Source organism: Streptomyces marokkonensis (assembly GCF_008312835.1).
Classification (GTDB): domain Bacteria; phylum Actinomycetota; class Actinomycetes; order Streptomycetales; family Streptomycetaceae; genus Streptomyces; species Streptomyces marokkonensis_A.
Genome location: NZ_VSKS01000036.1, coordinates 1 through 26,063, shown reverse-complemented (window position 1 = coordinate 26,063; position 26,063 = coordinate 1). Strand labels below are relative to the sequence as shown.

17 protein-coding genes are annotated in these 26,063 nt (G+C 72.7%); 9 read left to right on the top strand and 8 right to left on the bottom strand.

Annotation, left to right across the window (positions count from 1 at the left end; all coding sequences use genetic code 11):
• Positions 1 to 357, top strand: a 357-nt coding sequence (locus tag F1615_RS34890; protein ID WP_167533955.1) for a methionine adenosyltransferase domain-containing protein, incomplete at its 5' end; no start/stop codon positions are given.
• Between the two features lie 73 nt (positions 358 to 430).
• On the opposite strand, the gene F1615_RS34885 is transcribed toward F1615_RS34890, so the two are convergent.
• Positions 431 to 1,795 carry an acyltransferase gene (locus F1615_RS34885; protein ID WP_149553057.1) on the bottom strand — a complete coding sequence of 455 codons (1,365 nt, stop codon included), beginning with the start codon at positions 1,793 to 1,795 and terminating at the stop codon, positions 431 to 433.
• Positions 1,796 to 2,086: 291 nt separating this feature from the next.
• On the opposite strand from F1615_RS34885, the gene rfbH reads away from it, so the two are divergent.
• The gene (rfbH, locus tag F1615_RS34880) at positions 2,087 to 3,388 is read left to right on the top strand and encodes a lipopolysaccharide biosynthesis protein RfbH (protein ID WP_149553056.1); all 1,302 of its coding nucleotides are present in this window, start codon (positions 2,087 to 2,089) and stop codon (positions 3,386 to 3,388) included.
• 82 nt (positions 3,389 to 3,470) lie between these two features.
• Here the strand turns inward: rfbH and F1615_RS34875 are convergent, their stop codons facing one another.
• Positions 3,471 to 4,694 carry a macrolide family glycosyltransferase gene (locus F1615_RS34875; RefSeq protein WP_149553055.1) on the bottom strand — a complete coding sequence of 408 codons (1,224 nt, stop codon included), beginning with the start codon at positions 4,692 to 4,694 and terminating at the stop codon, positions 3,471 to 3,473.
• 50 nt (positions 4,695 to 4,744) lie between these two features.
• The gene (locus tag F1615_RS34870) at positions 4,745 to 5,338 is read right to left on the bottom strand and encodes a dTDP-4-dehydrorhamnose 3,5-epimerase family protein (protein ID WP_149553054.1); all 594 of its coding nucleotides are present in this window, start codon (positions 5,336 to 5,338) and stop codon (positions 4,745 to 4,747) included.
• A 199-nt stretch (positions 5,339 to 5,537) separates the two neighbouring features.
• Between F1615_RS34870 and F1615_RS34865 the strand changes: the two genes are divergently transcribed.
• A complete protein-coding gene (locus F1615_RS34865) occupies positions 5,538 to 6,542 on the top strand; it encodes an NAD-dependent epimerase/dehydratase family protein (protein ID WP_149553053.1) in 1,005 nt (334 codons plus the stop codon).
• 16 nt (positions 6,543 to 6,558) lie between these two features.
• Here F1615_RS34865 and F1615_RS34860 read toward each other — a convergent pair whose 3' ends face one another.
• The 4 genes from F1615_RS34860 to F1615_RS34845 all read right to left on the bottom strand — a co-directional run bounded on the left by F1615_RS34860 (position 6,559) and on the right by F1615_RS34845 (position 9,946).
• Positions 6,559 to 7,350 carry an AfsR/SARP family transcriptional regulator gene (locus tag F1615_RS34860; protein WP_167533953.1) on the bottom strand — a complete coding sequence of 264 codons (792 nt, stop codon included), beginning with the start codon at positions 7,348 to 7,350 and terminating at the stop codon, positions 6,559 to 6,561.
• Positions 7,344 to 8,348: a dTDP-glucose 4,6-dehydratase gene (gene rfbB, locus F1615_RS34855; RefSeq protein WP_149553051.1), complete on the bottom strand. Its 1,005-nt coding sequence runs from the start codon at positions 8,346 to 8,348 to the stop codon at positions 7,344 to 7,346. The genes F1615_RS34860 and rfbB overlap by 7 nt, the downstream gene beginning before the upstream one ends.
• 93 nt (positions 8,349 to 8,441) lie before the next feature.
• Positions 8,442 to 9,689, bottom strand: coding sequence for an activator-dependent family glycosyltransferase (locus F1615_RS34850; protein WP_149553050.1), 1,248 nt, complete (start codon positions 9,687 to 9,689; stop codon positions 8,442 to 8,444).
• 47 nt (positions 9,690 to 9,736) lie between these two features.
• Entirely contained in the window at positions 9,737 to 9,946 is a 210-nt protein-coding gene (locus F1615_RS34845) for a ferredoxin (protein WP_149553049.1), read from the bottom strand.
• Positions 9,947 to 10,260: 314 nt separating this feature from the next.
• On the opposite strand from F1615_RS34845, the gene F1615_RS34840 reads away from it, so the two are divergent.
• From F1615_RS34840 to F1615_RS34815, 6 genes are all read left to right on the top strand, one after another.
• On the top strand, positions 10,261 to 11,484 hold the full coding sequence (locus F1615_RS34840) for a cytochrome P450 (RefSeq protein ID WP_244328959.1): 1,224 nt from the start codon (positions 10,261 to 10,263) through the stop codon (positions 11,482 to 11,484).
• A 52-nt stretch (positions 11,485 to 11,536) separates the two neighbouring features.
• Positions 11,537 to 12,757 (top strand): cytochrome P450, encoded by a 1,221-nt coding sequence (locus tag F1615_RS34835; protein WP_149553048.1) that lies wholly within the window; start codon positions 11,537 to 11,539, stop codon positions 12,755 to 12,757.
• A gap of 7 nt (positions 12,758 to 12,764) precedes the next feature.
• Positions 12,765 to 14,174 carry an acyltransferase gene (locus F1615_RS34830; RefSeq protein WP_149553047.1) on the top strand — a complete coding sequence of 470 codons (1,410 nt, stop codon included), beginning with the start codon at positions 12,765 to 12,767 and terminating at the stop codon, positions 14,172 to 14,174.
• Positions 14,175 to 14,384: 210 nt separating this feature from the next.
• A complete protein-coding gene (locus tag F1615_RS34825; RefSeq protein ID WP_149553046.1) occupies positions 14,385 to 17,285 on the top strand; it encodes an ATP-binding protein in 2,901 nt (966 codons plus the stop codon).
• A 523-nt stretch (positions 17,286 to 17,808) separates the two neighbouring features.
• A complete protein-coding gene (locus F1615_RS34820; protein WP_149553045.1) occupies positions 17,809 to 20,739 on the top strand; it encodes a helix-turn-helix transcriptional regulator in 2,931 nt (976 codons plus the stop codon).
• A gap of 479 nt (positions 20,740 to 21,218) precedes the next feature.
• The gene (locus tag F1615_RS34815; RefSeq protein WP_167533952.1) at positions 21,219 to 21,830 is read left to right on the top strand and encodes a LuxR C-terminal-related transcriptional regulator; all 612 of its coding nucleotides are present in this window, start codon (positions 21,219 to 21,221) and stop codon (positions 21,828 to 21,830) included.
• Positions 21,831 to 22,049: 219 nt separating this feature from the next.
• Here the strand turns inward: F1615_RS34815 and F1615_RS35875 are convergent.
• A partial coding sequence (locus F1615_RS35875; protein ID WP_167533951.1) for a type I polyketide synthase occupies positions 22,050 to 26,063 on the bottom strand: 4,014 nt, incomplete at its 5' end.

Below are 26,063 nucleotides of genomic sequence, written 5' to 3'. Positions count from 1 at the left end.
CCCTCCAAGGTGGACCGCTCGGCGGCGTACGCGATGCGCTGGGTCGCCAAGAACGTGGTGGCGGCCGGGCTGGCCGCGCGCTGCGAGGTGCAGGTGGCGTACGCGATCGGCAAGGCCGAACCCGTGGGTCTGTTCGTGGAGACCTTCGGCACCGCCAAGGTCGACACCGAGAGGATCGAGCGGGCCATCGACGAGGTCTTCGACCTCCGCCCGGCCGCCATCATCCGCGACCTGGACCTGCTGCGCCCGATCTACGCCCAGACCGCCGCCTACGGCCACTTCGGCCGTGAGCTGCCCGACTTCACCTGGGAGCGCACCGACCGCGTCGACGCCCTGCGCAAGGCCGCCGGGGCCTGAGGCCGGGCGGACCGCGCCGAGGGGCCTGTCGGGATCGCCGATCCCGACAAGGCCCCTCGCGCACCTCGGACGGTCAGAGCGGGCCCGGTCGCCCGGCAGGGTCGTGCAGACGCCCGGCCCACTCCGGGCCGCACAGGGCGTCGGCGGCGTCACGGGGGACGCTCAGGTGGACGTCGCGACTGTGGTCGTCGTCCGGGGTCGGCGTGACGAGGACGGTCCACGGGACCGGGCTCGCCGGGAACTCGAACCAGAACGGCCGCCCGGCGCCGAACTCGACCTCGTAGACGGCAAGCCGGCCGGCGTTGTTGAGGGCGACGGTACCCTCGAAGGCGTCCAGCGACATCCGGCTGAACACACGACCGGAACGGCCGGCCGAGCGCTGGGCCTCCAGGAAGGCGGCCTCCCGGCGGATCCGGTCGGGGGTGACGCGGTCCAGGGCGGCGCGCACGGCCGCGACCGTGTGGGCCAGGGGTTCCTCCCGCAGCTCCCGGGCCGGGAGCGCGGCCGTGGTGTTGGAGACGGCGTTGCCCCAGTAGCCGTCGGGGAGGCGGTCCTTCAGCGCCGCGCGCAGCCCGACCACGATCCCCAGGCGTTCCTGCGCGCCGGGTTCCCGGGCGCGCAGCGCGCCGAGCACGCGCCACAGGTGCGCGCCGAGGGCGTCGCCGCTCGAGGCGGGCGGCCGGTCGGCGTCCTGTCCCGCGCGCGCCGCCTCACGCAGGGCGAGGACCTCGTCGGCGGTGAAGCGGACGGTGATCGTGCGCATGGTCCGCGCGCGGGCGTTGACCTTCCAGATGAACCCGAACTTCTGGCGTCCCGTGATCACGGTGTACTGGGGGTCGTCCGGCGCCGGACGCACGTCGCCGGCGAGTCGCTCGAGCGGGGTGCGGTCGTACGGCACGGGACGGATCTCCCGGCCCGCGTGCGCGGCGGACCACTGGAGCAGGAAGTCCAGGTAGCCGCCCCCGTCCACCACGGCGTGGTTGACGGAGACACCGAGTACGGAGCCGCCGCCGCGCATGTGGGTGACCTTGACGGACAGCAGCGGGGTGTCGTGGCCGACGACGCGGAAGGCGTTGACGGAGTGGAGGTAGCGGCGCAGGTCCTGCCGGGCGGGCCGGTCCGGTCCGTAGTCGGGCATGGCCCGGTCCGAGTGGGCGACGGAGAAGACCGCGCCGGCGTCGTCGCAGGCCACGCTGAGTCCGCCGTCCTGGTCACGTTCGAGGCGCCCGGTGAGCAGCGGATAGTGGGCGAGCGTGCGGCGCAGGGAGTCCTCGAGGGCGCCGTCGTCGAGCGTCCGCCGGTAGAAGAAGGTGCGCGGCGTGGCGAAGGTGCCGTTCATCAGGTCGTGCACGCCGAGCCGGACACGCTCGCCGGACGGCCCTCCTCCGCGCAGGACCACGGTGCGCCCGGGGTTGCCCGGCGGCCGGCCGATCTTCATGAGCGTCTCCAGGGACGGACGGAGGGCCCGCGGCGGGCCCGGCACCTCAGCCTGCCGCGCCGGGGTTCGTGAATTCCCTAGAACCGCGGGCGGCGGCGCGGCCCGCCGGCCCACTCACGGCGGTCAATGTTTGGTGGATCCCTAGATTCGGACGGCGCTTGTGGCCCGCGGGCTCGGGCACGTGCTGGTCTGGGGTTCCCCCGATCGAACGATACGGGCGTGGGGACCCGCTTCGACTGCGAGCCGGCCGTACGTCTCGTCCCCACCGGCACACACAGGAGGCCATCAGCCGTGGGGAACGACAAGACCGAGATCCTCGACCTGGTCCGCGCGTACCACCGTTCCAGCGCCCCACCGACGTTCGTTCCGGGTGTCACCCCGGTGCAGGCCTCGGGCGCGGTGCTCAGCGAGGACGACCGGGTGGCCCTGGTGGAGGCCGCGCTGGACATGCGCATCGCCGCCGGGGTGAGCTCGCGCCGGCTGGAGCGTTCGCTGGCCCGGTACTTCGGCCTGCGCAAGGCGCACCTGACCAATTCCGGATCGTCCGCGAACCTGCTGGCGCTGGCCAGTCTCACCTCCCCGCAGCTCGGCGAGGACCGGCTCAAGCCGGGCGACGAGGTGATCACTGTCGCCGCCGGCTTTCCCACGACGGTCAACCCGATCCTGCAGAACGGTCTGACGCCGGTCTTCACCGACATCGAACTCGGCACCTACAACGCCTCGCTGGAGCGGGTGGAGCAGGCGATCGGCCCACGGACCCGGGCCATCATGATGGCGCACGCGCTGGGCAACCCCTTCCAGGTGAGGGAGATCGCCCAACTGGCGCAGGACCGCGACCTGTTCCTCATCGAGGACAACTGCGACGCCCTGGGCAGCACCTACGAGGGGCAGCTGACCGGCACCTTCGGCGACCTGGCGACGGAGAGCTTCTATCCCGCCCACCACATCACGACCGGCGAGGGCGGCTGCGTCCTCACGGACAACCTGGTCCTGGCGCGGATCGTGGAGTCGATGCGGGACTGGGGCCGCGACTGCTGGTGCGAACCGGGTGAGGACAACCGCTGTTTCAAGCGGTTCGAGCAGCAGATGGGCTCGCTGCCCGAGGGCTACGACCACAAGTACATCTTCTCCCACGTGGGCTACAACCTGAAGTCGACCGACGTATCGGCGGCGCTCGGGCTCACGCAGCTGGACCGGATCGACGAGTTCGGCCGGGCCCGCCGTCACAACTGGAACCGGCTGCGCAAGGGCCTGGACGGGCTGCCGCACCTGCTGCTCCCGGAGGCGACCCCGGGCAGCGATCCGAGCTGGTTCGGCTTCGCCATCACCGTCCAGCCGCACGCGCCGTTCGCGCCGGGTGCCCTGATCGACCACCTGGAGTCCAGCAAGGTCGCCACCCGCCGGTTCTTCGCGGGCAACCTGACACGTCACCCGGCCTACGAGGGTCGGGAGTTCCGGGTCAGCGGGCCGCTCACCAACAGCGACATCACCACCGAGCGGACGTTCTGGATCGGGGTGTACCCGGGCCTGACCGACGAGATGATCGACCACAGCATCAACACCGTGATGGAGTACGTGACGCTGCCGCACTGACCTCGTGGAACGCCTGCGGGGTGGGGCCCGGCACCGCTCGGTGCCGGGCCCCACCCCGCAGGCGCGGGCGCGGGCGGGCCGCTCAGCCCGCCGCGGGAACCGCCGGGGTCCGCGCGGCCCATGCCTCCAGCAGGTCGGCGGCGCGGGCGGCACCGCCCGCCTCCCGCACGGCGTCCCGCATGCGCGACAGGGCGGCCGGTGCCTCGGGGTCGGCGAGGAGTCCGGCCACCGTGTCCGCGAGCACCCGGGCGGTCAGGCCGGCGCGCGGGAGGGTGCGCCCCACCCCGCACTCCTCCAGGCGCCGTGCGCTCAGCGCCAGTTCGTGCGCGTGGGGCAGGGCGACCACAGGTGTTCCGTAGGCCAGGGACTCCATCAGGCTGCCCATGCCCGCGTGACACACGAACACGTCGGCGTGCGGCAGCACGGCGGGGTGCGGCAGCCAGGAGTGGGCCTCGACATGAGCCGGCAGCGGCCCCAGGAGAGCGGGATCGGTGTCCCGGCCGAGCGTCATCACGACGTGCCACCCGGCCGCGGGGAACGCCTCGGCGCACAACCGGAAGAAGTCACCGCGGTCCCCCGACTCCGTGCCCAGCGAGACCAGGGCGACGCGGCGCCCGTCGGAGGGCGGCGACCACAGGCCCGGGCCGGGCTCGGTGAAGGTGGGGCCCACGAAGGCGAACCGGTCGTCGAAGCCGTCCCCCTCGATCTGGAAGACGCGCGGCAGGAAGACGAGGTTGCGCTCGTCCCACTCGGTGCCGTAGCGGCCCATCTCCTCCAGCCCGATGCCGTGTCCGCCCATGAAGTCGACGAGCACCCGGGCGCCCTCCGCCATCAGCGGATGCCCGGCGTCCCACAGCTGGGCGCGCAGGGAGAACGTCTCGTTGGCCGCGTGGCTCGGGCAGACCTGCACCGGCACGGCGTCCAGGACACGGGCGGCGACCCGGCCGGCGGCGACCGTCTCGAAGTCGTACAGCAGCACGTCGGGCGGGTCGGCGGCGAGGGCGGCGAGGGCGGCGGGGAAGACGGTGCGGACGGTGTCCACGAGGAGGTCGTAGCCGTCGCGGGCGAGCCGGTCGGGGCTCGGGTCGGCGGTGCGGTAGAAGTCGCCGCGCGCGGAGGTGTAGGTGACGGCGCGGGCGCCGCATTCCTCGACGAGCGGGGCGAACCGTTCGTCGACGACGTAGGTGACGCGGTGGCCGCGGGCGACGAGTTCGCGGGCCACCCCCAGGGTGGGGGCGATGTGGCCGAAGTCCGCGAAGAGCAGCAGGGCGTAGTGGCGGGCGGGTGCGGGTGTACCGGGCGGCATCGGCTCTCCGATGGGTGCGTGCCGCCCGGAGGGGCCGGGCGGCCGGTGGGTCAGCGGGTGTCCTCGCGCAGCGCCTCGTAGTGCGCCAGGCAGTCCTCGTAGCGGGCCAGGAGGCCGGTGTCCCGGGCCTCGGCGACGGAGATGGCCGAGGAGTCCTTCCGCGACATCAGGGGTGCCTCCGACAGGCGCCAGGGCAGGGCGAGGTCCGGGTCGAAGGGGTCGATGTCCACCTGTGTGCCGGGCACGAACTCGGTGGAGCACAGATACGACACGCAGGTGTCGTCGGTGAGGGCGAGGAAGCCGTGCACCAGTCCCTCGGCGACGAACAGTGTGTCCCCCGACTCGGCGGACAGCCAGTTCGCCTCGTGCACTCCCCAGGTCGGGGAGCCGACCCTCAGGTCCACCACGATGTCGAGGACCGCGCCGCGCACCACGCACACCACTTTCGCCTGTCCGGGCGGCAGCAGCGTGCCGTGCAGCCCGCGCAGGGTGCTGCGGCGCGACACCGAGTAGTTCACCTGGGCCACGGGCACGGGACGGCCGATCTCCTCGGCCAGCCTGTCGTGCCGGAACGACTCGTAGAAGCTGCCGCGCTCGTCACGGAGCTGGTGCGGGGTGATGTGGTAGGCGTCCGGCACAGCCATCTCTCGAACCTTCATGGTGGCCACACCGTAGGCCGTCGGGATCGAGGACCGATCGAGATCCGCCGGTGGCCGGCTCCACTCGACGGGGCCTGGACCGGTCCTCGATCGGCGGCTGCTTCAGTGGAGACGTCACACCCGCGTGCCGCGGGGCAGCACAGGGCGAACGGGCGCACCGAGCGGACCCGGAAGGAGAGAGGCGATGGCGGAGGTCGGTGAGCCGGGACTGCCCGACGCCGCGGACCGGAGGTCCGGCCGCGTGGTGGTTCTCGGGGCGACCGGTTTCGTCGGCCGCCACGCGGGTGCCGCCCTCGAGCGGGCCGGTTACGAGATCCACGCCGTGGCCCGTCATCCGCGCAAGACGCCCGCCTCCTGGCGCTTCCATCCGCTGGACCTGGTCGACGCCGGCCCCCGGGCGCTGGCCGGGCTCGTCGACGCGGAACGTCCCGTGGCCGTCGTGAACGCCGCGGGCGAGGTGTGGTCCCGCACCGTGGAACGGATGCACCGCGACAACCGGCTGCTCGTGGACCGCCTGCTCTCGGCGCTCGCCGTGGCGGACCACCGGCCGCGGCTGGTGCAGCTGGGGTCCGTGCACGAGTACGCGCCGCAGCCCCGCGGGGTGTGGCTGACCGAGTCCTCTCCGGAGGAGCCGGCCACGGAGTACGGGCGCACGAAGCTCCACGGCACCCGGGCGGTGCTGCGGGCCGCGGCGACGGGTGACGTGGACGCGGTGGTGCTGCGGCTGTCCAACGTGATCGGCGCCGGCACCCCGCGGGGCAGCCTGCTCGGCCAGGTGGCCGCGCAGCTGCTCGACCAGCCGGTGCGGGGACGGACCGCGGAGGTGCGGGTGTCGCCGCTGCGCAGCAGCCGGGACTTCGTCCACACGCAGGACGTGGCGTCGGCCGTCGTGGCGGCGCTGGGCGTCCCGGAAGCCCGCGGGCGTGTGGTGAACGTCGCGAGCGGCTCCTGGCAGCCCGTCCGGGACATGGTGGATCTGCTGATCTCGATCAGCGGGCGGCCCGCCCGGCTGGTGGAGCTGCCCGGGGCGGGCGCGCGTGCGCTGCCGGACGCCGACTGGATGGCCGTGGACGTGTCGGCCGCGCGGGCGGTCCTCGGCTGGGAGCCGCGGCGCACCCCGCGCGACATGGTGGAGGACCTGTGGCGGGCCGCGGCCGGGCACCTCGGCGGGCCGGCCGCCGGCGGGTGAGGCGGGGCCGGTGGCGTCAGCCGGGCAGGAGGTCCAGGTCGGCCGTGCTGACCCGGTCGGTGAGCACGTGCTGGCGCAGCCGCTGCAGACCGGGGGAGGGATCCAGACCCAGTTCGTCCCGCAGCTGTGTGCTCAGGCGCTGGTAGACCTCCAGTGCCTCGCTGCGCCTGCCGCACCGTTCCAGGGCGATGATCAGTGTGCCCTGGAACCACTCGTGCAGCGGGTGCGCGCAGGCGAGCTCCTTGAGTTCACCGACGAGTTCGCGGTGCCGGCCCAGGCGGAAGCCGGCGGTGATGCGCAGTTCCTCGGCCTGGAGGTGGAGTTCCTCCAGCCGCTGGGCGTGACCGTGCAGCGCCGGGCCGTGCGTGACGTCCGTGAACGGCGGTCCGTTCCACAGCAGCAGGGCGCGGTCGAGGAGGGCGACGGCACCGGCCGGGTCGCCGTCGGCGAGTGCCGACCGTGCCCGGCCGGTGAGCAGGGCGAACTCCTCCGCGTCGCACTCCCCCGGCGCGACCCGCAGCAGGTAGCCGTGCGCGCGGGTGACGAGCGGGCCGTCCCCGCCCGCGCCGGGGTCCTCACCGCCGTGCAGCGCCTTGCGCAGCTGGTACGCGTAGGTCTGCACGGTGGCGGTGGCGCTGCGCGGCGGACGCCCGGGCCAGAGTTCGGCCGTGAGCGCGCTCAGCGGGACGACGCTGTTGCGGCGGGCGAGCAGGACGGCCAGCACCTGGCGGACCTTCGGCGCGGTGGGGGTGACGTCACGGCCGCCGTCCGACACCCGCAGCGGGCCGAGGGTGCGCCAGGTCAGCACGGCGCGGTCCCGTCCGTCCGGTCCGGGTGCAGCGCCTGCCCCCAGACCTGAGGGTTGTCCCGGTACCAGGCGACCGTCTCGGCGAGGCCCTCGGTGAAGTCCTTCTGCGGCTTGTAGCCGAGTTCGACGTGGGCCTTGCGCCAGTCCACGGAGTAGCGGCGGTCGTGGCCCTTGCGGTCGGTGACGTACTCCACGCTGTCCCAGCCGGCGCCGCACGCCTCGAGGAGCAGCGCGGTCAGGCCGCGGTTGTCGAGTTCGGTGCCGCCGCCGATGTTGTAGACCTCTCCGGCCCGGCCCCCGGTGCGGACCAGCTCGACGGCGCGGATGTGGTCGTCGACGTGGAGCCAGTCGCGCACGTTCAGGCCGTCGCCGTAGAGGGGGACCTTGCGGCCCGCGAGGAGGCGCGTGACGAACAGGGGGATGATCTTCTCGGGGAACTGGTGGTGCCCGTAGTTGTTGGAGCACCGGGTGACGCGTACGTCGAGCCCGTGGGAGCGGTGGTAGGCCAGGGCGACGAGGTCGCTGGACGCCTTGGACGCGGCGTACGGCGAGTTGGGGTGCAGGGGCTGTTCCTCGGAGCACGAGCCCTCGGGGATGGAGCCGTAGACCTCGTCGGTGGAGATGTGCACGAACCGGTCGATGCCGTGGCGCAGCGCCGCGTCCAGGAGGGTCTGGGTGCCCAGGACGTTGGTGCGGACGAACTCGGTGGCGCTGGCCAGGGAGCGGTCGACGTGCGACTCGGCGGCGAAGTGCACGACCTGGTCGTGCTCGGCCATCAGCGAGTCGACGGTGTCGCTGTCGCAGATGTCGCCGACGACGAGCCGGTAGCGGCCTGATTCCGCCACCGGGTCGAGGTTGGCCGGGTTGGCCGCGTAGGTGAAGGCGTCGAGGACCGTGACGGTGACGTCGTCGGGGCCGAGGGGTCCGAGCAGGGTCCGGACGTAGTGGGAGCCGATGAAGCCGGCCCCGCCGGTCACCAGGATGCGCGTCTTACTCATCGGGGTGCGGCGCGTCACCGGGCGTACCGAGCGGGCGCCGTCCTCCTTCCTCAGGGCGTGCGGACGCGGGCGCGGCGTCCGCGGTGGGCTGGTTCAGCGGGCCGCGGTGAGACGTTCGAGTTCCGGGACGACGGCGTGCGGGGTGGGCATGGCGGCGGACTCGTCGCGCAGCCGGCGTGCGGCGTCGGTGAAGGAGGGGTCCTCCAGGAGGCGCCGGGTGAGGTCCGTGACCCGGTCCGGGTCGGCGTCGGAGTGGTGCAGGAAGAGGCCCGCGCCGCTGTCCTGAAGGTTCCGGCCGCGCAGTTCCTGGTCGGCGACGAGGGTGGACAGGGCGAGCTGCGGCACGGCGTTGACCAGGGCGGTGGAGAAGGTGCCCCAGCCGCCGTGGTGGACCACGGCGGAGCAGGTGGGCAGCAGGGTACTGAGCGCCACTCCGCTGACGGCCCGGACGTTGGCGGGCAGGTCGTCGAGCTGCTCGGCCTGTTCGGGCACGAGCGCGGCGACGATGTCGGCGTCGAGCCGGGACAGGGCGCGCAGCAGGTCGGCGACGTCCACGTAGTCGCCGCCGTAGGCCTCGGTGTTGGTGCGGCCCAGGGTGACGCAGATCCGGGGCCGCTTGGGCTGTTCGCGCAGCCAGTCCCACTGCACCGCGGCCCCGTTGTAGGGCACGTAGCGCATGGACAGCTGGGTCAGGCCGACGGCCGGGCGCAGGCTCTCGGGGAGTGTGTCGAGGGTGAACTGCCCGTTGAGCAGCTCCTCGTCGCAGCGCACGCCGTAGGCGCCGCCCCGTTCGTCGATCCAGTCGGCGAGCGGGTCCGCACGCCGGTCCTCGGGCATGTCCCGGGCGAGTTCGACGAACGTGCGGCGGGCCTGTCCGTAGACATCGGCGCACCACAGCAGGCGTGCGTGCGCGGCCCCGCAGGCACGGGCGGCGATGCCCCCCGCGTAGGCGATCGGATCGCGGATGATCAGGTCGGGACGCCAGTCGCGGGCGAGGGCGACGAGGTCGTCGAGGATCGGGTCGTTGTAGCGGGCGAATCCGTACGGGACGCTGATCGAGTACCGTTCGACGAGGCTCGCGTGGTCGACGTCGCCGTAGCCGAGGCGGCTCCAGTTGGCGACGTCGGCGTCCTGGGAATCGCGGGCCACGGCCATCTCGCGGTGCAGGTCGTGGTCGGTGCCGACGGGGGCGGCGACCAGTCCGGCGCCGGTGACGGCGTCGGTCAGGGACGGCGCGTTGGCCATCAGCACCTCGTGCCCGGCGGCCGTCAGGGCCCAGGCCAGCGGCACCATCGTGAAGACGTGCGACTTCTCCGGCAGGCCGGCGAACAGGACGCGCATGGGTTCCTCTCCTCGTCGGATCCGTGGGGGGCGGACCGGGGCGGCGCTCAGGCCGTTCCCGGCCGGTCGTCCGCCACCGAAATGGCGCTCAGCGGGCAGGACTCCGCTGCCTCCCGCACGGCGGGGGCCTGGGCGGTGCCGGGCCGGTCGACCAGCAGCAGGGCCATTCCGTCGTCGCCCTGGTCGAAGACCTCGGGGGCGATGAGCGCGCACTGGCCGGCGCCCATGCACTTGTCGTGATCGATCGTGATGTCCATGCGGGCCTCCTGTGCGCTCGTCGCTTGCCCGGGCTGCCGGAGCGAGCCCATCTTGCGGTGCCCGCCCCGGGGTTGGGCCGTACGACGACCGCTGACTGGGGTTTCCTCCAGAACTTCGCACGCCGCGCCGGAGCGCGGGGGCCGGCACGGCGCCGACGCGGCCAGTACGCGGTGAATCCCTAGACTGCGCGGCCCGCGCTGGCCCGGCGCGGCGTCCCCGTGCTGGAGTGACCGGGCGATCGGGCAGCCCGGCGGGTGAGCGGGAACGCCACCTGCCGAAGCCGTCGTACGACACCTGCGAAAGGGGAACCTGGGTGGCGCAGCAAAGCACCCCGGACACGCTCGACCCGGCACCCGGGGCCAACTCCTCGCTCGACCGCCCGCCGACCGTGGAGCCGGACGGCGGCGCCACGCTGCTGGCCTGGGCGGCCCGGATGCGCGAGGAACAGCCGGCGTGGCGCGACGGCAGCGGCCATGTGCACGTCTTCCGTCACGCGGACGTGCAGCGGATCCTCGCCGATCCCGCGACGTTCTCCTCGGACACGGTGGGCGTACTGTCGGGCGGCGAGAAGCAGGCCCCGCGCGGCACGCTGCTGCTCCTGGATCCGCCTCTGCACGGCAAGATGCGCCGTCTGGTGAGCAAGGCGTTCACGCCGGGTCTGATCGCCGGCCTGGAACCGTGGATCACCGAACTGACCGGGCAGTTGCTGGACGCCGCTCCCGAGGGCGCCTTCGACCTGGTGGACACGCTGGCCAATCCGCTGCCGGTGACGGTCATCGCCCGGATGCTGGGCGTCCCGGCCGGGGACCGCGGCCGTTTCCAGGGCTGGGCGGACCAGCTGCTGTCCACCGATCCGGAGGACCCCGACAGCGTGCGCCGGATGGAGGAGACGGCGGTCACCATCTCCGCCTACCTCCAGGGTTTCATCGAGGCCCGGCGCAGGGAACCGCTCGGCGACCTGCTGAGCACCCTGGTCGGCGCCGAGGTCGACGGCGAGCGGCTGGAGGACGAGGACATCGCGAGCTTCGCGACCCTGCTGCTGCTCGCCGGGCACATCACCACCTCGGTACTCGTGGGCAACGCGCTGCTCTGCCTGGACGGTGACCCCGGGCTGCTGGCGAAGGTGCGCGCGGACCGCTCGCTGATCCCGGCGGTGCTCGAGGAGACGCTGCGGCTGCGTCCGCCCTTCACCCGCATCGAGCGGGTCACCACCACCGGCACGACCGTCGCGGGAACGGCGGTCGGCCCCGGCACGCTGGTCCACCTGTGGCTGCTGTCGGCCAACCGGGACGAGCGGGTCTTCGAGGACGCCGACGCGTTCCGCCCGGGCCGCTCCAACTCCCGCCAGATCGCGTTCGGACACGGCATCCACTACTGCATCGGCGCCCCGCTGGCCCGGCTGGAGGGCCGGATCGCGCTGGAGGCCCTGCTCGACCGGTACGACCGCATCGGCGTCGACCACACGGTGCGGCTCGGCTGGCACGGCACCAACGTCTTCGGCGCACGCCACCTGCCGCTGCGGGTGCACCGCGCGTGAGGCCGGGCCCCACCCCTGACCGCCCCTCCCCCACTGCCGACGGAGTGACTTCATGAAGACCAGGCCCGGCCCGCCCGTGATCCCCTCGGAACGCGGCGGGTGCCCGTTCGATCCGCCCGCCGAGTACTCCCGGCTGCGTGCCGAGGAGCCGGTCAGTCCCGTGACCTTCCAGGTGGCTCCCAAGGACACCTCGGGCTGGCTGGTGACCCGGCACGACCTGGTCCGGCAGATCCTCGCCGACGACCGCTTCAGCCACCGCAACGAACTGCTGGCGCACGTGGTGGCGCCGCCGTTCCCGATGACCGAGTACGCGCCGCAGCCCTCGCCGCCCGGGTCGTTCGCGAAGATGGACGCCCCCGAGCACACCAAGTACCGGCGGCTGCTGGCGGGCCACTTCACGCTGCGCCGCATCCAGGGCTACGAACCGCGGCTGACGCGGATCGTCGACGAGGCGCTGGAGGAGATGGCCGCCAAGGGCTCCCCCGCCGACCTGGTGAGCGACTTCGCGGAGAAGGTCAGCCTGCGCTCGGTGTGCTCACTGATGGACGTCTCCCCGGAGCTGATGGACGGCATCCAGGAGCACTTCGGCGCGCTGATGACACTCACGTACACGCTGGAGGAGTTCATCCACCACGTGGAGTCGATGGACGCGCTCATCCGGCCGATGGTGCGGGAGCGGATGGCCGAGCGCGGCGAGGACTTCTTCGGGCGGCTCGCGGCGACCGGCGAACTGGCCGAGGACGAGCTGGTCAACCTGGCGGTCCTCACCCTCGGCGGCTCGCTCGACACCACCCCGAACATGCTGGCCCTGAGCACCTTCGCGCTGCTGGAGCACCCGGACCAGCTCGCCCTGCTGCGCGCACGCCCCGAGCTGTACGAGGCCGGCGCGGTGGACGAGCTCCTGCGGTACCTGACGATCTCGCAGATGGGGTCGAGCCGGTGCGCGCTGGAGGACGTCGAGATCGGCGGTACCACCATCAGGGCCGGCCAGACGGTCGTGCTGTCGCTGCCCGCCGCCAACCGCGACCCCGAGGTCTTCGACGACCCCGACCGGCTGGACGTGACCCGTGTTCCGCGCAAGCACCTCGCGCTTGGCTTCGGCGCCCACCAGTGCCTGGGCCAGCACCTGGCGCGGGCGAGCATGCGCATCGGCCTGCGCAGCCTGTTCGAGCGCTTCCCGGCACTGCGGCTGGCGACACCGGCCGAGGAGGTTCCCCTGCGCGACCGGGCCGTGCACTACGGCGTGGACCAGCTGCTCGTGGCCTGGGACTGAGGCCGCCGTGGCGAGGAGGAACACCGCCTCACGTACGGGGAGGAAGGACGCGCCCGCCTTCCGCACGGTCGTCGACAGCCGTGTGGAGCGGGTGCACACCGTACGCGCCGGGCGGGCCGACGGCCGCCGGGTGCGGCTCACCGGCTACGACCTGCTGACCGGCCCGTGGTACACGCCGCTGACGTTCTTCTACCGCGGCACGCTCGACGGCGCGGCCCTGCGGGACTCCCTGGCGCGCACGCTGCGCCGTTACCCGCTGCTGTCCGGGCGCCTCGTACGGGACGCGGACGGCGGGCTGAGCGTGGTGTGCACGGACGCGGGCGTGCGGTTCACCGAGGCGTCCTGTCCCGGCCCCATGCGCGACTACGGTCACTCCCTGCGCGCCCAGCCGGTCATCGGGGACCTGCTGCGCGAGGTGAGCGCCTTCGGCGTCGTGGGCCGGGACACCCCTCTGCTGAAGATCCGGCTGACCCGGATGAGCGGCGGCGGCTCCGTCCTCGGTGTGCTCATCAACCACACCCTCGCGGACGGCGGCAGCACCGTCGCCTTCCTGGAGAGCTGGTCGCGCGAGCACCTCGGACTGCCGTGGGACGGGCCCGCCCACGACCGCGACGTACTGGACCGCCTGGGCAGACCGTCCGCCGATCCCGCGACGCGGGAGGCACGGGCGTTCGTCGGAACGGGCCGGATCCGGCATCTGACGACCACGCTGCGGGCCGGGATCAACAAGCTCGCCACCGTCACCGCGCGCTTCGACGCGGCGGAACTCGCCGCGCTCAAGGCCGCGGCGCAGCGGACCCTGGAGGAGCCCGGTGCCTGGGTGTCGACGAACGACGCGCTGACCGCCCATCTGTGGCAGGTGCTGGGCGAGCTGAGGGCGCGCCCGGCCGACGCGACGGAGTGGCTCGGGCTGATCGTGGGCGTTCGGCACCGGCTGGGCGACCTGTTGCCGGCGTCGTACTGGGGCAACTGTGTCAGCAACAGCTGGACGTCGCTCACGGCCGCCCGGCTGCGCGAGTCACCACTGGGCCTCGTGGCGCGGGACGTCCGGCGCTGCCTGGAGAGCAACACCGAGGACAAGATCCGCGACGAGATCGCCTTCCTCGGCTCCTACCGGCGCAGGGGGGTGTCCCGTCACGTGATGTCGGTGCGGGCGCCCGACGTGTCCAGGACGTCCGTGTCGGTCAACAACTGGTCGCAGTTCCCGCTGTACCGGATCGACCTGGGCGCGGGACGGCCGTTCTGGTACGAGTTCCCCGACCTTCCGGTGCCCACGGTGCACATCGCGCCCACACCCGACGAGGACGGGAGCCGGGACGTGTACCTGTGCCTGCCGGAGTCCGACGCCGCCCTCATGAGCACCCAACTCTGGCGGGAGCGGCTGCACTCGTACAGCGGATCACGCACCGGGCCGTGACCGGTCGAGGCCGGGGCGAGGACGCCCGGGACGAAGTCGCCGCTATGGGACAAGAGTGATCGCGGACTTCCCAGTCGGCGTCGTGTAAGCCAGGATGACGCGTGCGGAAGAGGTGCAGGGTCGGGTCGCTGGTCACCACGGAACCTCCCCTGGGACCGCGCACACACGTCCCGGGACCACCACCGGTGCTCCGGGAGGGAGGACAGGGTGATGACCGCTGCGCACGGGAGCGGCAGTCCCCGGGAACGGCAGTCCGACGGACCGGACCCGGAGCTGGTGGAACGCGAGCGCGAACTCGCCCTCATCGCCCGGCTGACCCGGAGCACCGCGGCGGGCGATCCCGCCCTGGTCGTGTTCGAGGGTCCCGACGGCATCGGCAAGACGGCCCTGCTGAACACGCTGCTGCGGCAGGCCCGGGACCTGGGCCTGCGCGTCGTCCACACGCGCGCCGGGCAGACGGGGCACCGCCTCCCGCTGAGCACCACGCACGCCCTGCTGGCCGGCCTGACCGCGGACGGTACGGACCGGCTGCCCCTGACCGCGTGGCCGAGCCCGTCCCGCGGGCCCGTGCCCCGGCCTCCGGGGCTTCTCTGCTACGACGTCGACACCACGAGTGTCTCCTTCGCCGTCCTGGCCGAACTGCACGAGGTCGTCCGGTCCGCCGCCATGACCGGACCGCTGGTGATCGCCGTCGACGACGTGGAGGAGGCCGACCCGGCGTCCCTGCGGTTCCTCGCCCACACCGCGCGCCGCATGACGGGTCTGCCCGTGCTGCTGGCGCTCACCCGGCGCAGCGGCACCCACGTGCCGTCCCTGAGCGAGGTGGCGGCCCTTCCGCTGTGCCATGTGCTGCGGCCACGGCCGCTCACCGGAGCCGGCATCGGCCTGCTGACCCGACGGCTGGTCGGGGCGGAGACGGACTCCGCCTTCCAGGAGTCCTGCCTGGCCGCCACCAACGGCAACCCACTGATGGTGACCCGGCTGCTCACGGCGTTGCGCGAGGAGCGACTCCCCCTCACAGCCGCGCAGTTCGCGGCCATGGGCGAGGGCGACGCCGCCGTCTTCCGGCCGCGTGCGCTGCGGCTCCTGCACCGGCAGCCGGAAGCCTCCGTGCAGGCGGCCCGCGCCCTGGCCGTGCTCGGCGACGGCGCGGCACCGGAGACCTGCGCGCGACTGGCCCATCTGGACAGCACCGCCTTCGTCGGCTCGGTGCTGGTCCTGATCTCCATCGGGTTCGTCACCTCGAACGGCGACGGCACCTGGTCCTTCGCCCACGACCTGCTGCGCAACGCCGTGCTAGGCGACATGTCGGAGGACGAGCTCGCCTCCGCGCACCGGCGGGCCGCCCGGCTGCTGCACGACAGCGGGGCGAGCGCCGCGGACGTGGCCGAGCACCTGTGCCGCGCCGGCACGGCGCCGGAGCCGTGGGAGCGGGCGGTGCTGCGGGAGGCGGCCCGCGAAGCCATGCTGCGCGCCGCGCCGGACCGTGCCGTGCACCTGCTGCGCCCGTGTGTGCCCGAGGGAACCGAGGACACGTGCGACCCGGCCCTTCTCGTCGAGCTGGGCGTGGCGGAGACACGGGTCGACCCCGGGGCCGGCGTCCGTCACCTGACGTCGGCGTTGCGACGGGCGTCCCGGCCCGAACTGCGGCTGACGGCGCTCGGTGCGCTGACCGAGGCCCTGACGCGTCAGGGGCGGGTGTCCCGCGCGATGACGCTGCTGTCCCAGTACCGGTCGGACGCGACCGCCACCGCGTCCGCGTCCGCGTCCGGCGTGGCGAGTCCGGAGCTGATGGAGGCTCAGATGCTGCTCGCGGCCACGGTGAACCGGGCCGCCTACACGGACCTGCTCAGGACGGTGACCTTCGACCTCTCGCTCCCCGGCGAGACCGCCGGGGAGCGCGCCCTGCTCGCGGCCCGCGCCGTCGTCTCCGCCTCCCGCCTGGACCGCGTCGCCGAATCGGTCGCCGCGGCCCGCACCGTCACGTGCCGCGCCTCGGCGACCACCGATTCCGTGGCCTACCGCTGCGCCGGAGGGCTGGCGCTCCTGTACGCCGACCTGCCGCACGAGGCGGAGCACGTCTACCGTCAGTTGCTGGAGGGCACCGACCCGCTGACCGACCAGGCCTATCCGAGTCTGCTCGCGCTCAGCGCGGAGGCGCACCACAGACTCGGGGGCCTCGACGAGGCGCTGCGGGCCACCGCCGCCGTCCTGCGAAGCATCACCGTCGCGCGGGCCGGCGCGCACCAGGCGCTGCCGCTCGCGGTGCGGCTGCACACCCTGCTCGACTGGGGTGACCTGGCGGAAGCCTCGCGCCTCGAGGCGGAGATACCCGATCCGGTCCAGGACGACGCGTGGCAGTGGAACGAGGTGCTGTGCGCCCGCGGTCGGCTGCACCTGGCGAAGGACGATCCCAAGCGCGCCCTGGCGCACCTGGAGGAGTGCGGTCGCCGGCAGGCGCAGTGGCAGCGCGTCAGTCCGGCCGTCTCGCCGTGGTGGTACTGGACCGGGCTCACCCATCTCGCGCTCGGTGACCGCGGCGCGGCCCTCGCGCTGGCGGAGGAGGCCGTCGGCCGCGCCCGCGCCGCGGGACTGCCGTGCGCCCTGGGCTCGGGACTCCAACTGTGGGCGGAGGCCGTCGGTGACGACGAGCGGCCACCTCTCCTGGAGGAGGCCGAGCAGGTGCTGGCGGGCACCCGGGCGGCGCTGCTGCGCGCGCGGGTGCGGGTCGCGCGTGGGCAGACGCTCCACCGGCTCGGATACAACAAGGCGGCCCGCGAGGTCCTGCGCCAGGGCTGGGAGGAGGCGTACGCCGTCGGCTCCCGGTCCCTGCACGGGATCGCCCACCGGGCCCTGCTCGCCACGGGCGCACGACCCCGCCGTCCCGTCTCCCGCGGTTTGGGAGCGCTCACACACAGCGAGGCCCAGGTGGCCCGCCTGGCAGCGGACGGCAGGTCCAACGCCTGGATCGCGGAGCGGCTCTTCGTCACACAGCGGACGGTCGAGGTCCACCTGACCTCGGTGTATCGCAAGCTGGGGCTGTCGGGGCGGCGGGAGCTGCGGGACGCCCTGGAGTCGGCGGACGCCGGCGCCGCCACACACGGGAAGTGACCGGCCGGGGCGGTGTTTCGCCGCGAACGGCCGCGACGCACCGGTGAAGTCCCGTCAATTCCTTGACACCCACGACTGTCAAAAGGCAAACGTCAAGTCGAACACGCCGACGGCAATGCGGCGCCGAATGAAAGTGTTCACGAAAACCCGTTGAATACTGGAGAAGCGGCTCCGGACTCATTCCCGTGACACGCCCTTCACCGCATTGAAGCGCACTTGTTCCCCGGCCGGGGAACCCCGGCGCGGTCCCCCTGCGTCACCCTCCGAGGGCGCCCACCTGGCACGCTGTGCCACTTCGCGTCCGGTCCCCGCCGTCCGGGACCGGACGCCGGCCGGCGCCCGCCCCGTTCCAACCGGGAGGGAACGACAACTCCGCGCATTAAACGGCACGGTCGGCCGACTGGCACACAATGTCGCCCTTCCCTCATTCTTTTGTCTTCCCTTGCTCGCCCACCCCTCACTGTGGTCTGCTGACGCTCAAGCTTTCAAGGAACTTGATTGCGCCTGCGGGAGTTCATCCGGCATGAGCGACTCCAGGGGGAGTACCACCACCGTGTTATTGGAACGCGAGTCGGCACTGGAGCAGGCCACCGCCGCGCTGCGCCGCGCCGCAGCCGGACAGGGTTCGTCGCTGGTCGTCCAGGGCCCCATGGGCGTGGGCCGCTCGGCGTTCCTCGACTCCCTGGCCACGCTGGCGCGCGAGCAGGGACACCTGCTGCTCAGGGCGCAGGCTTCGGCGGCCGAGGAGTGGTTCCGGCTGGGAGTCGTCCGGCAGTTGGTGGACTCACTGCGCGCGATCGCCCCGCCCGAGGACTTCGCACGCTGGCTGCGCAAGGCCGCCGGCTCGCTGCCCGGCGGCACGCCGGCCGCGGTCCCGCCGGACGGCCCGGTCACCACGCGCCCTCCGTGGTCCGCGCTCACCTGGCAGCAGGCGCCCCGCTGGCTGGCGGCGCTCCTCGGCTCCATCACCGAGGACCGGCCCGTGGTCCTCATGGTGGACGACCTCCAGTGGACGGACACCGAGTCACTGCGGGCACTCGCGCTGCCTCTCGTACAGCGCGCACGGCGGCCGGTCCTCTTCGTCTTCTCCGTGCTGCCCGGCGACGTGCGCGGCAACCGGCAGCACGTGCGCGATCTCCTCGCCCCCTCACCGGGCACGGCGGGACCGTCCTGTGACGCAGGCTCGCACGCGTGCGCCGATCCTCCGCACCACCGGACGGTGGAGCTGTCGGCACTGGGCCCCGACAGCGTCCGCCTGCTGGTGGAGCAGGCCTTCCGGGAGACGACCGACGCGGCGTTCCTGGACACCGTGTCGGTGCGGTCCGGGGGAAATCCGCTGCTCCTGCGGACGCTGCTGGACGAAGCGCACTACCTGCGACTGCGCCCCACCGAGGCGCACGCCGCCGTGGCCGCGACCCTGCGTCCCGAGCGGGTGCGGCAGCGTCTCGACGCGTTCTTCCGGTCGCAGCCGGACCACGTGCGCCGGGCCGCCTACGCCCTGACCGTGCTCGGCACGGCCGCGGACGCCCCGTTCGTGGCGCACCTCGCCGAACTCGACGACGCCGGGCTGTCGGAGGCGATCGACGTGCTGCGCCGCGCCGGCCTCGTCGACCCGCGTGAGTGCCGGCTCACCTCCGGGACGGTGCTGCGGGACCTGCTCGAGGAGAACATGCCCGCAGAGGAACGCACCGCCATGCGCGGGGTCGCGGCCGAACTGCTGCACCGCACCGGGCACCCGGCGGAACTCGCCGCGGAGCAGTTGATGGGAGCGATCAGTCTGCACGGGCCGGAGGCGGCGCAGATCCTGAGGACCGCCGCGGACAGTGCGTTGCGCCGCGGTTCACCCCGGGACGCGGCACGCTATCTGCGACGAGCCCTGCTGGACTCCTCGCTCTCCGGACGCGACAGGGCCCTGCTGCTGATCGATCTCGCCACCGCCGAGCGCAGCTTCGCGACCGCCGCCTCGCTGCGGCACGTGGTGGAAGCCGTACCGCTCCTGGACTCGGTGCGGGAGCGGGCCGACGCGATCGCGCGGCTGGGGCCGCTGCAGATGGACCCGCCCGCCTTCCGCATCGACACCATCCGGGCCGCCGTCGCCGAGGAGCTGGGCCGCTCGGGCACCGACGACTGGGTGGAACGCGAACTGGCGCTGCGGCTGGAGGCGCGCGAGCACATTCTGTCGGCGCAGGACCCCGCGCACATCCAGCGCGCGCTGCGCCGCTTCCGCGATCTCGGACCGTCGCCCCGGCTGGCCACCACAGGGGAGCGGGAGCTGGTCACCTCCCTGATGCACATCGCGTTCGTCGCCAACGCCGCCCCCGCGGAACAGCTCACACGACTGTGCACCCGGCTCCTGGAACAGGAGCCGCCCACTCCCGAGCACGTCCACACCACCGTGCCGCTGGTGGTGAACATCCTCTCCGGGGCCGAGCAGGTCGAGGGCGCGGCCAACTGGCTCCGTGAGGCGAACAGGCTCGCCCAGCGCCGGGGCGGTGACGTGGAACAGGCGGTCATCCGCTGCGAACAGGCTCTCGTCGCGCTCGCCGACGGGCAGCGGGCCTACGCCCAGGAGAAGATCATCCAGGCCGACGCCCTCGCGGGTCCGGAGACCAGCGGGCTGCCGACCGTGTGCGCGGCCGTTCTCGCGATCGTCGCCATGAACACCGGCCGGCCGGAGCTCGCGGAGCAGATACTGACCCAGCACCGGCTGCACGCCGAGAACCAGCATCTGGCGGCGCTGCTGCACGTCGCGCGAGGCTCGCTCGCGGCCCGGCGCGACGAGCCGCGGACCGCGCTCGACCACTACCGGACGGCGGGCCGGCACACCGAGCGGATCGGCTGGCTCAACCCGGTCGTCCTGCCGTGGTCCTCGTGCGTCGCGCTCATGCACCACCGCCTAGGCGAACACGAGGACGCGGTGGCCGCGGCGCAGCTGGAGGTCGGCAGATCGCGCGCCTGGGGCTCCGACAGCAGACTGGGCCGCTCCCTGATCGTCCTGGGCAGGGTCACGCCCGGACGGCAGGGCCCGGAGGTGCTCGAAGAGGCCGTCGCCCTGCTGGAGAAGGGCAGCAACACCTACGATCTGTGCCGGGCCCTGTACGCACTGGCCACCCGCCAGGAAACGAGCCGCAGCAGGAGAGCCACCGCCCTCGAGCGGGTCCAGCAGCTGGTCGAGGAACACGACATCCCCGAGCTGGCCGACAAGGTGCGCGGCAAACTGACCAAGAAGGCAGGCAATTACGGAAGGGCCGGCATCCGGCTCACGCCGTCGGAGCGCAAGGTGGCCCGCCTCGCCGCGACCGGCCTCAGCAACTCGGAGATCTCCGGCCAACTGGGCACGTCCTCACGGATGGTGGAGAAGCACCTCACCAACTCGTACCGAAAACTCGGAATTACCGGACGTCCCGAACTGCGCGCAGCGCTGAAGAAGCTCGACGGAGAACAGCCCTCCTGAACCGGGCACCGAACGGGCACCCACCAGCCACCAACGGGCACGCCGAGCGGGACATCGGAGTCGACAGGGCCTCCTCACCTGGGTGAGTGTCCGTTCACGGGGCGGCGCAGTGGTCTTCCTGCAACACCCTCTCGTGCCTCACCGCACTCCCCGCCCACCGCACCACCGAACCACCGAACCACAGTGTTTTGGAGCCACGCAAAAGTTTGCTTGACCCGTCTGCGGACGCATTCCTAGGCTCACCGCAGGTGCTCAGAGGTGGTCATGACGGGTCATCGACCAATGATCCGGACCCAGCAGGCCGACCATCCAGCAATCAAGGCCGCCTTTGGGCAAGCAATCCCCCACAGTTGAATCCAGAAAGACGGTGCGTCGCAGTGACCACGCGAATAGCAGGCCCCTGGCACAACAGAGACAGGACGGCGGCTCCGCACTCTTCCTCGGCCCCTCAACGAACACAGCATGACGGCCGGCCCCACATGGAGGCCAATCGCCGCCTGTACACGGCGCACATCGACACCGACATGCACATCGTGGCGGCGGAGCCCGATTTCTCCGTCCCGTTCGGCCGCACCTCCGCCGACGTCTGCGGACGGAATCTCTACGAACTCCTGCACCCCAGCTCTCCCTCGGTGCTGAAACGACACTTCAATCGGCTCTCGGAGGGGCGCTGCACACGCTTCGCCTCCCGCATGGTCGGTCTGGGGGACGAGGGCCGGGCCTTCTCCGGAGAGCTGACGGGCATCGCCGTGCAGAACACCACCGGGCTCGTGTCGGGCATCGTGGTGCAGGTACGGCCGGACGACGCGGTGACCGGAACGGACGCCGACGAGGGCGTCGTCAACCCCAAGGACCGGCTGCTCAGCAAGCTCGACGCGCAGGTCCTCGAAGGGGTCGCCAGCGGCGCCTCGACGGTGCAGCTGGCCTCTCGGCTCTACCTCAGCCGGCAGGGCGTCGAGTACCACGTCGGTCTCATGCTGCGAAAGCTCAAGGCTCCCAATCGCGCGGCCCTTGTGGCACGTGCCCACTCCATGGGCATGCTGTCGGTCGGCCAGTGGCCACCGCGGGTGCTGCCGGATTTCATCAAGTAGGTTCACTCCCCCGGGGCGATCCTCCTCGACCGGCCGGCACAGCCACCTCGCGGCCGACGCCGCGGACCGCCCCGCGAGGACCCGGCGGCCGTACCGTCCCTATCGGTACGGCCGCCCGGCCATGTACGGGGGTACCCACCGCCCCGGCGCCCCATCCGCCTCCGCCTTCCGGGCGGCGGCCCGCGGCCGGGCGTGCCGGCCGGGGGCCGGCACGCGTCGCTACTGCTCCAGCTCGCGGCTGATGAGATCGAACAGTTCCTCGTCACTGGCCCCTTCCAGCCGGTCACCGAGCGACAGGCCGTCGTCCGCCTCGCCGCGGCCGCCCCCGTCGCCGGCACCGCCGGCCCCCTCGATCTCGTCCAGAAGCGCCCTGAGCCGCGCACCGAGCAGCGTGCGGACGTCCTGGTCGGGGCCGGCGTTCATGATGCGGGCGACACTGCTCTCCAGATCGGCGAGCCTGGTCGCCATGGACCCGCCGTCACCGGAGAGTTCGGCGTCCAGGTGCCGCGCCAGGGCAGCCGGGGTGGGATGGTCGAAGACCAGTGTCGTGGGCAGCGACAGGCCGGTGTCCTTGATCAGAGCGTTGCGCAGCTCCACGGCGGTGAGCGAGTCGAACCCCATGTCACGGAAGGCCCGGTCCGCGCCGACGCCACTGGTGTCGGCGTGCCCGAGGGCCTTGGCGGCGGCCCGCCGCACATGGCCGAGGAGTGCTTCGGCGCGCCCCTGCGGGGGCAGGGCGGCCACCTGCTCGACCAGAGCGGGCACTCCCCCCGCGGAACCTGGTTCCGCCCACGCCGCGTCCGACGGCTCCCGCACCCCCTCCGCCTGAGGCAGACCGGTCAGGAGGGATGCGGCACGGCGGCTGGTGAACGCCGGAACGAAGCGCTCCCAAGCCACGTCGGCCACGACCACCGAAGCGTCGCTCCCGGCCAGCGCCGACTCAAGCCCCATCAGAGCACGCTCCGGATCCATCATCCGCAGCCCTCGGCGCTCCAGCTCCGTGGCTCCCTCGTCCGAGACCATCCCGCCGCCCGACCAGGGTCCCCAGGCCACGGACACGCCCGCCGCGCCGCGGGCACGGCGCGCCTCCACCACCGCATCGGCCCACGCGTTCGCAGCCGCGTACGCCGCCTGGCCGCCGCTCCCCCACACACCGGCGATCGACGAGAAGACGACGAAGGCACTGAGATCCGCGTCCCGCGTCAGCTCCTCCAGGTGCACCGTGCCGAGCGCCTTCGCCGCCATGACCCGCTCCACCTGCGCGGGTGTCATCGCGTCGATGGGCTCGACGTCCAGTACGCCCGCCACATGAGCGATGCCGTCGACCGGGTGGGCCCGGAGCAGCGCGGCCACCTGGGCACGGTCGGCGACGTCGCACGCGACGACCTCGACGCGTTCCGCACCCGCCGCCTCCAGCCGGGCGACCGTACCGGCCAGCCCCTCGACACCGGTACCGCCGCGGCTCGCGAGCACGAGTTCCTTCGTCCCCCGCCCGGTGAACCACTCGGCGACACGCACACCGAGCGCCCCGGTGCCGCCGGTGACCAGCAGGCGCCGGGGAACACGGCTGCCGTCGTCGCCGGACGGGACCGGCACGGGGGTGGGCAGCGGTGCCGGACGCAGCCGGCGGGCATGGACCGCGGCGCCGCGCACCGTCACCTGGTCCTCACCGCCATGCGCCAGCACCGCGATGACTGCGGCGAGCGCGTCGTCACCTGGCTGCGGGGCGAGGTCGACGAGTCCGCCCCAGCGCTCCGGGTGCTCCAGCGCCGCCACCCGGCCGAACCCCCAGACTGCGGCCTGCGCCGGGTCACCGGGCGCACGGCCGGGTCCGAAACCGGCACGGGTGAGCACCCACAGCGGCACGGACGCCCCGATGTCACCGAGGGCCTGGACGAGCGCCATCGTGTCGGCCACACCCGCGTGATGCCCGGACGCGGGCGATGCCTCTCCGGGGCCGCACACGGACAGGCACAGGCCCGACAGCACACCGGCCGGCTCGGCACCGTCGAAGGCGGATCTCAGCGCGCGGGCGAGTCCCGCCCTGTCCCGGGCATCGCAGGTGACCCGCTCCAGACCGGGAACGAACCGCTCGAGCCCTTCCAGGAGGACGTCGCCGGGTGCCTGAAGCAGCAACCAGCGCCCGCTCAGGGACCGCCCGGGCGGCAACTCCACCGGCTCCCACTCCACACGGTAGCGCCAGCCGTCCACCTCGGCGCGCTCCATGTGTCCGCGGCGCATTTCGGTCAACGCGGGGAGGACGGCGCTCAGCGCGTCCTCCGGCACCCCGAGTACGTCCGCCAGGCCCGGCGCTCCCCGCTCCACGATCGACCAGAACGACGCGTCGCCGCCGGAGTCGAGCCCAGTGGCCGATGCCACCGTGTGCGCGGCGATCGTGGGCCAGAAACGCGTGCGCTGGAAGGCGTAGGTCGGCAGGTCCACCTGCCGGGCGCCGACATTGCCACCCCCCAGGGCGGCCGTCCAGTCGATCTCGGCTCCGTCGACGTGGAACAGCGCCATCGCGCGGAGTACGGACGTGTGTTCCGGAGTGTCCTTGCGGAGGACCGGGGTGAGGAGGGATCCGCGTCCGTCCGGGACGCGGTTCTGGGTGAGGGCGGTGAGGGTGCCGTCGGGGCCGATCTCCAGGAAACGGGTCACGCCGCGGGTGGTGAGTGTGTCGATCCCGTCGGCGAAACGGACGGCCTGACGGACATGACGCACCCAGTAGTCGGCGGACGCCAACTCGCCTTCGGTGGCGAGCTGTCCGGTCACGTTCGAGACGACGGGGATGGACGGGGGCGTGTAGTCGATGCGTTCGGCCGCCTCGCGGAAGGCCTCCAGCATGGGGTCCATCAGCGGGGAGTGGAAGGCGTGCGAGACCCGCAGGCGGGTGGTGCGGCGGCCCTGCTCCTTCAGTACGGAGACGACCTGCTCGACGGCGGCCTCGACCCCTGCGATGACGACGGCCTGCGGGCCGTTGACGGCCGCGATGGACACCTCGCCGGTGTGGCTCTCGAGCAGGGGCAGCACCTCGGCCTCGGCGGCTTCCACCGCCACCATCACGCCACCGGACGGCAGTTGCTGCATCAGCCGGCCACGCGCCACCACAAGCGAGCAGGCGTCCTCCAGCGACATGACCCCCGCCACGTGCGCGGCAGCGATCTCACCGATGGAATGGCCGATCAGGAAGTCGGGGCGTATTCCGAAGGACTCCACCAGGCGGAACAGGGCCACTTCGACCGCGAACAGCGCCGGCTGCGTCCACTCCGTGCGGTTCAGCCGCTCGGTGTCGTCACCGAAGACGACGTCCCGCAGTTCGTCGCCCACGTGCGCGCACACCGCGTCGAAGGCCTCCGCGAACACGGGGAAGGCCTCGTACAGCTCACGGCCCATACCCGGACGCTGCGCACCCTGACCCGAAAACAGGAACGCCGTCCGACCACCGCTGCGGACCTCCCCTACGACCGTGCGAAGGCCCGCCTCGCCCACGTGGAGGTTCTGCAGCTCCTCGGCAAGCTCCTGGTGGGTGGAAGCGAGTATGACGGCACGCTGCTCGAAGGAACTTCGCGTGGTGGCGAGCGCATGGGCCATGGGGGCGGACGCCACATCGCTTCGGTCCTTGAGTGCCACAAGCAGTCGCTCGGCCTGTGCGCGTAGAGCCGCCTCGTTCCGGCCGCTCAGGAGCCAAGGCAGAACCGTATCGTCGTCCGCCCCGAGGTCATCCGCACGTGGGTCATCGGGTGCCTGTTCGAGGATGATGTGGGCGTTGGTGCCGCTCAGGCCGAAGGACGACACACCCGCCCTGCGTGGGCGATCGGTGTCGGGCCAGGTCTGCTGTTCGGTCAGTAGCCGTACCGCCCCGGACGACCAGTCCACATGCGAGGACGGCTCGTCCACGTGCAGCGTCGCGGGCAGCACCCCGTGCCGCAACGCCTGCACCATCTTGATCACACCCGCGACACCCGCAGCAGCCTGCGTATGCCCCAGGTTCGACTTCACCGACCCCAACCACAAAGGACGCTCCAGGTCGCGGCCCTGACCGTAGGTGGCCAGCAGCGCCTGCGCCTCGATCGGGTCCCCGAGCCTCGTGCCCGTCCCGTGCGCCTCCACCGCATCCACATCCGCGGCCGACAACCCCGCCGACGACAACGCCGCACGAATCACCCGCTGCTGCGACGGACCATTCGGAGCCGTCAGACCATTCGACGCACCATCCTGATTGACCGCCGAACC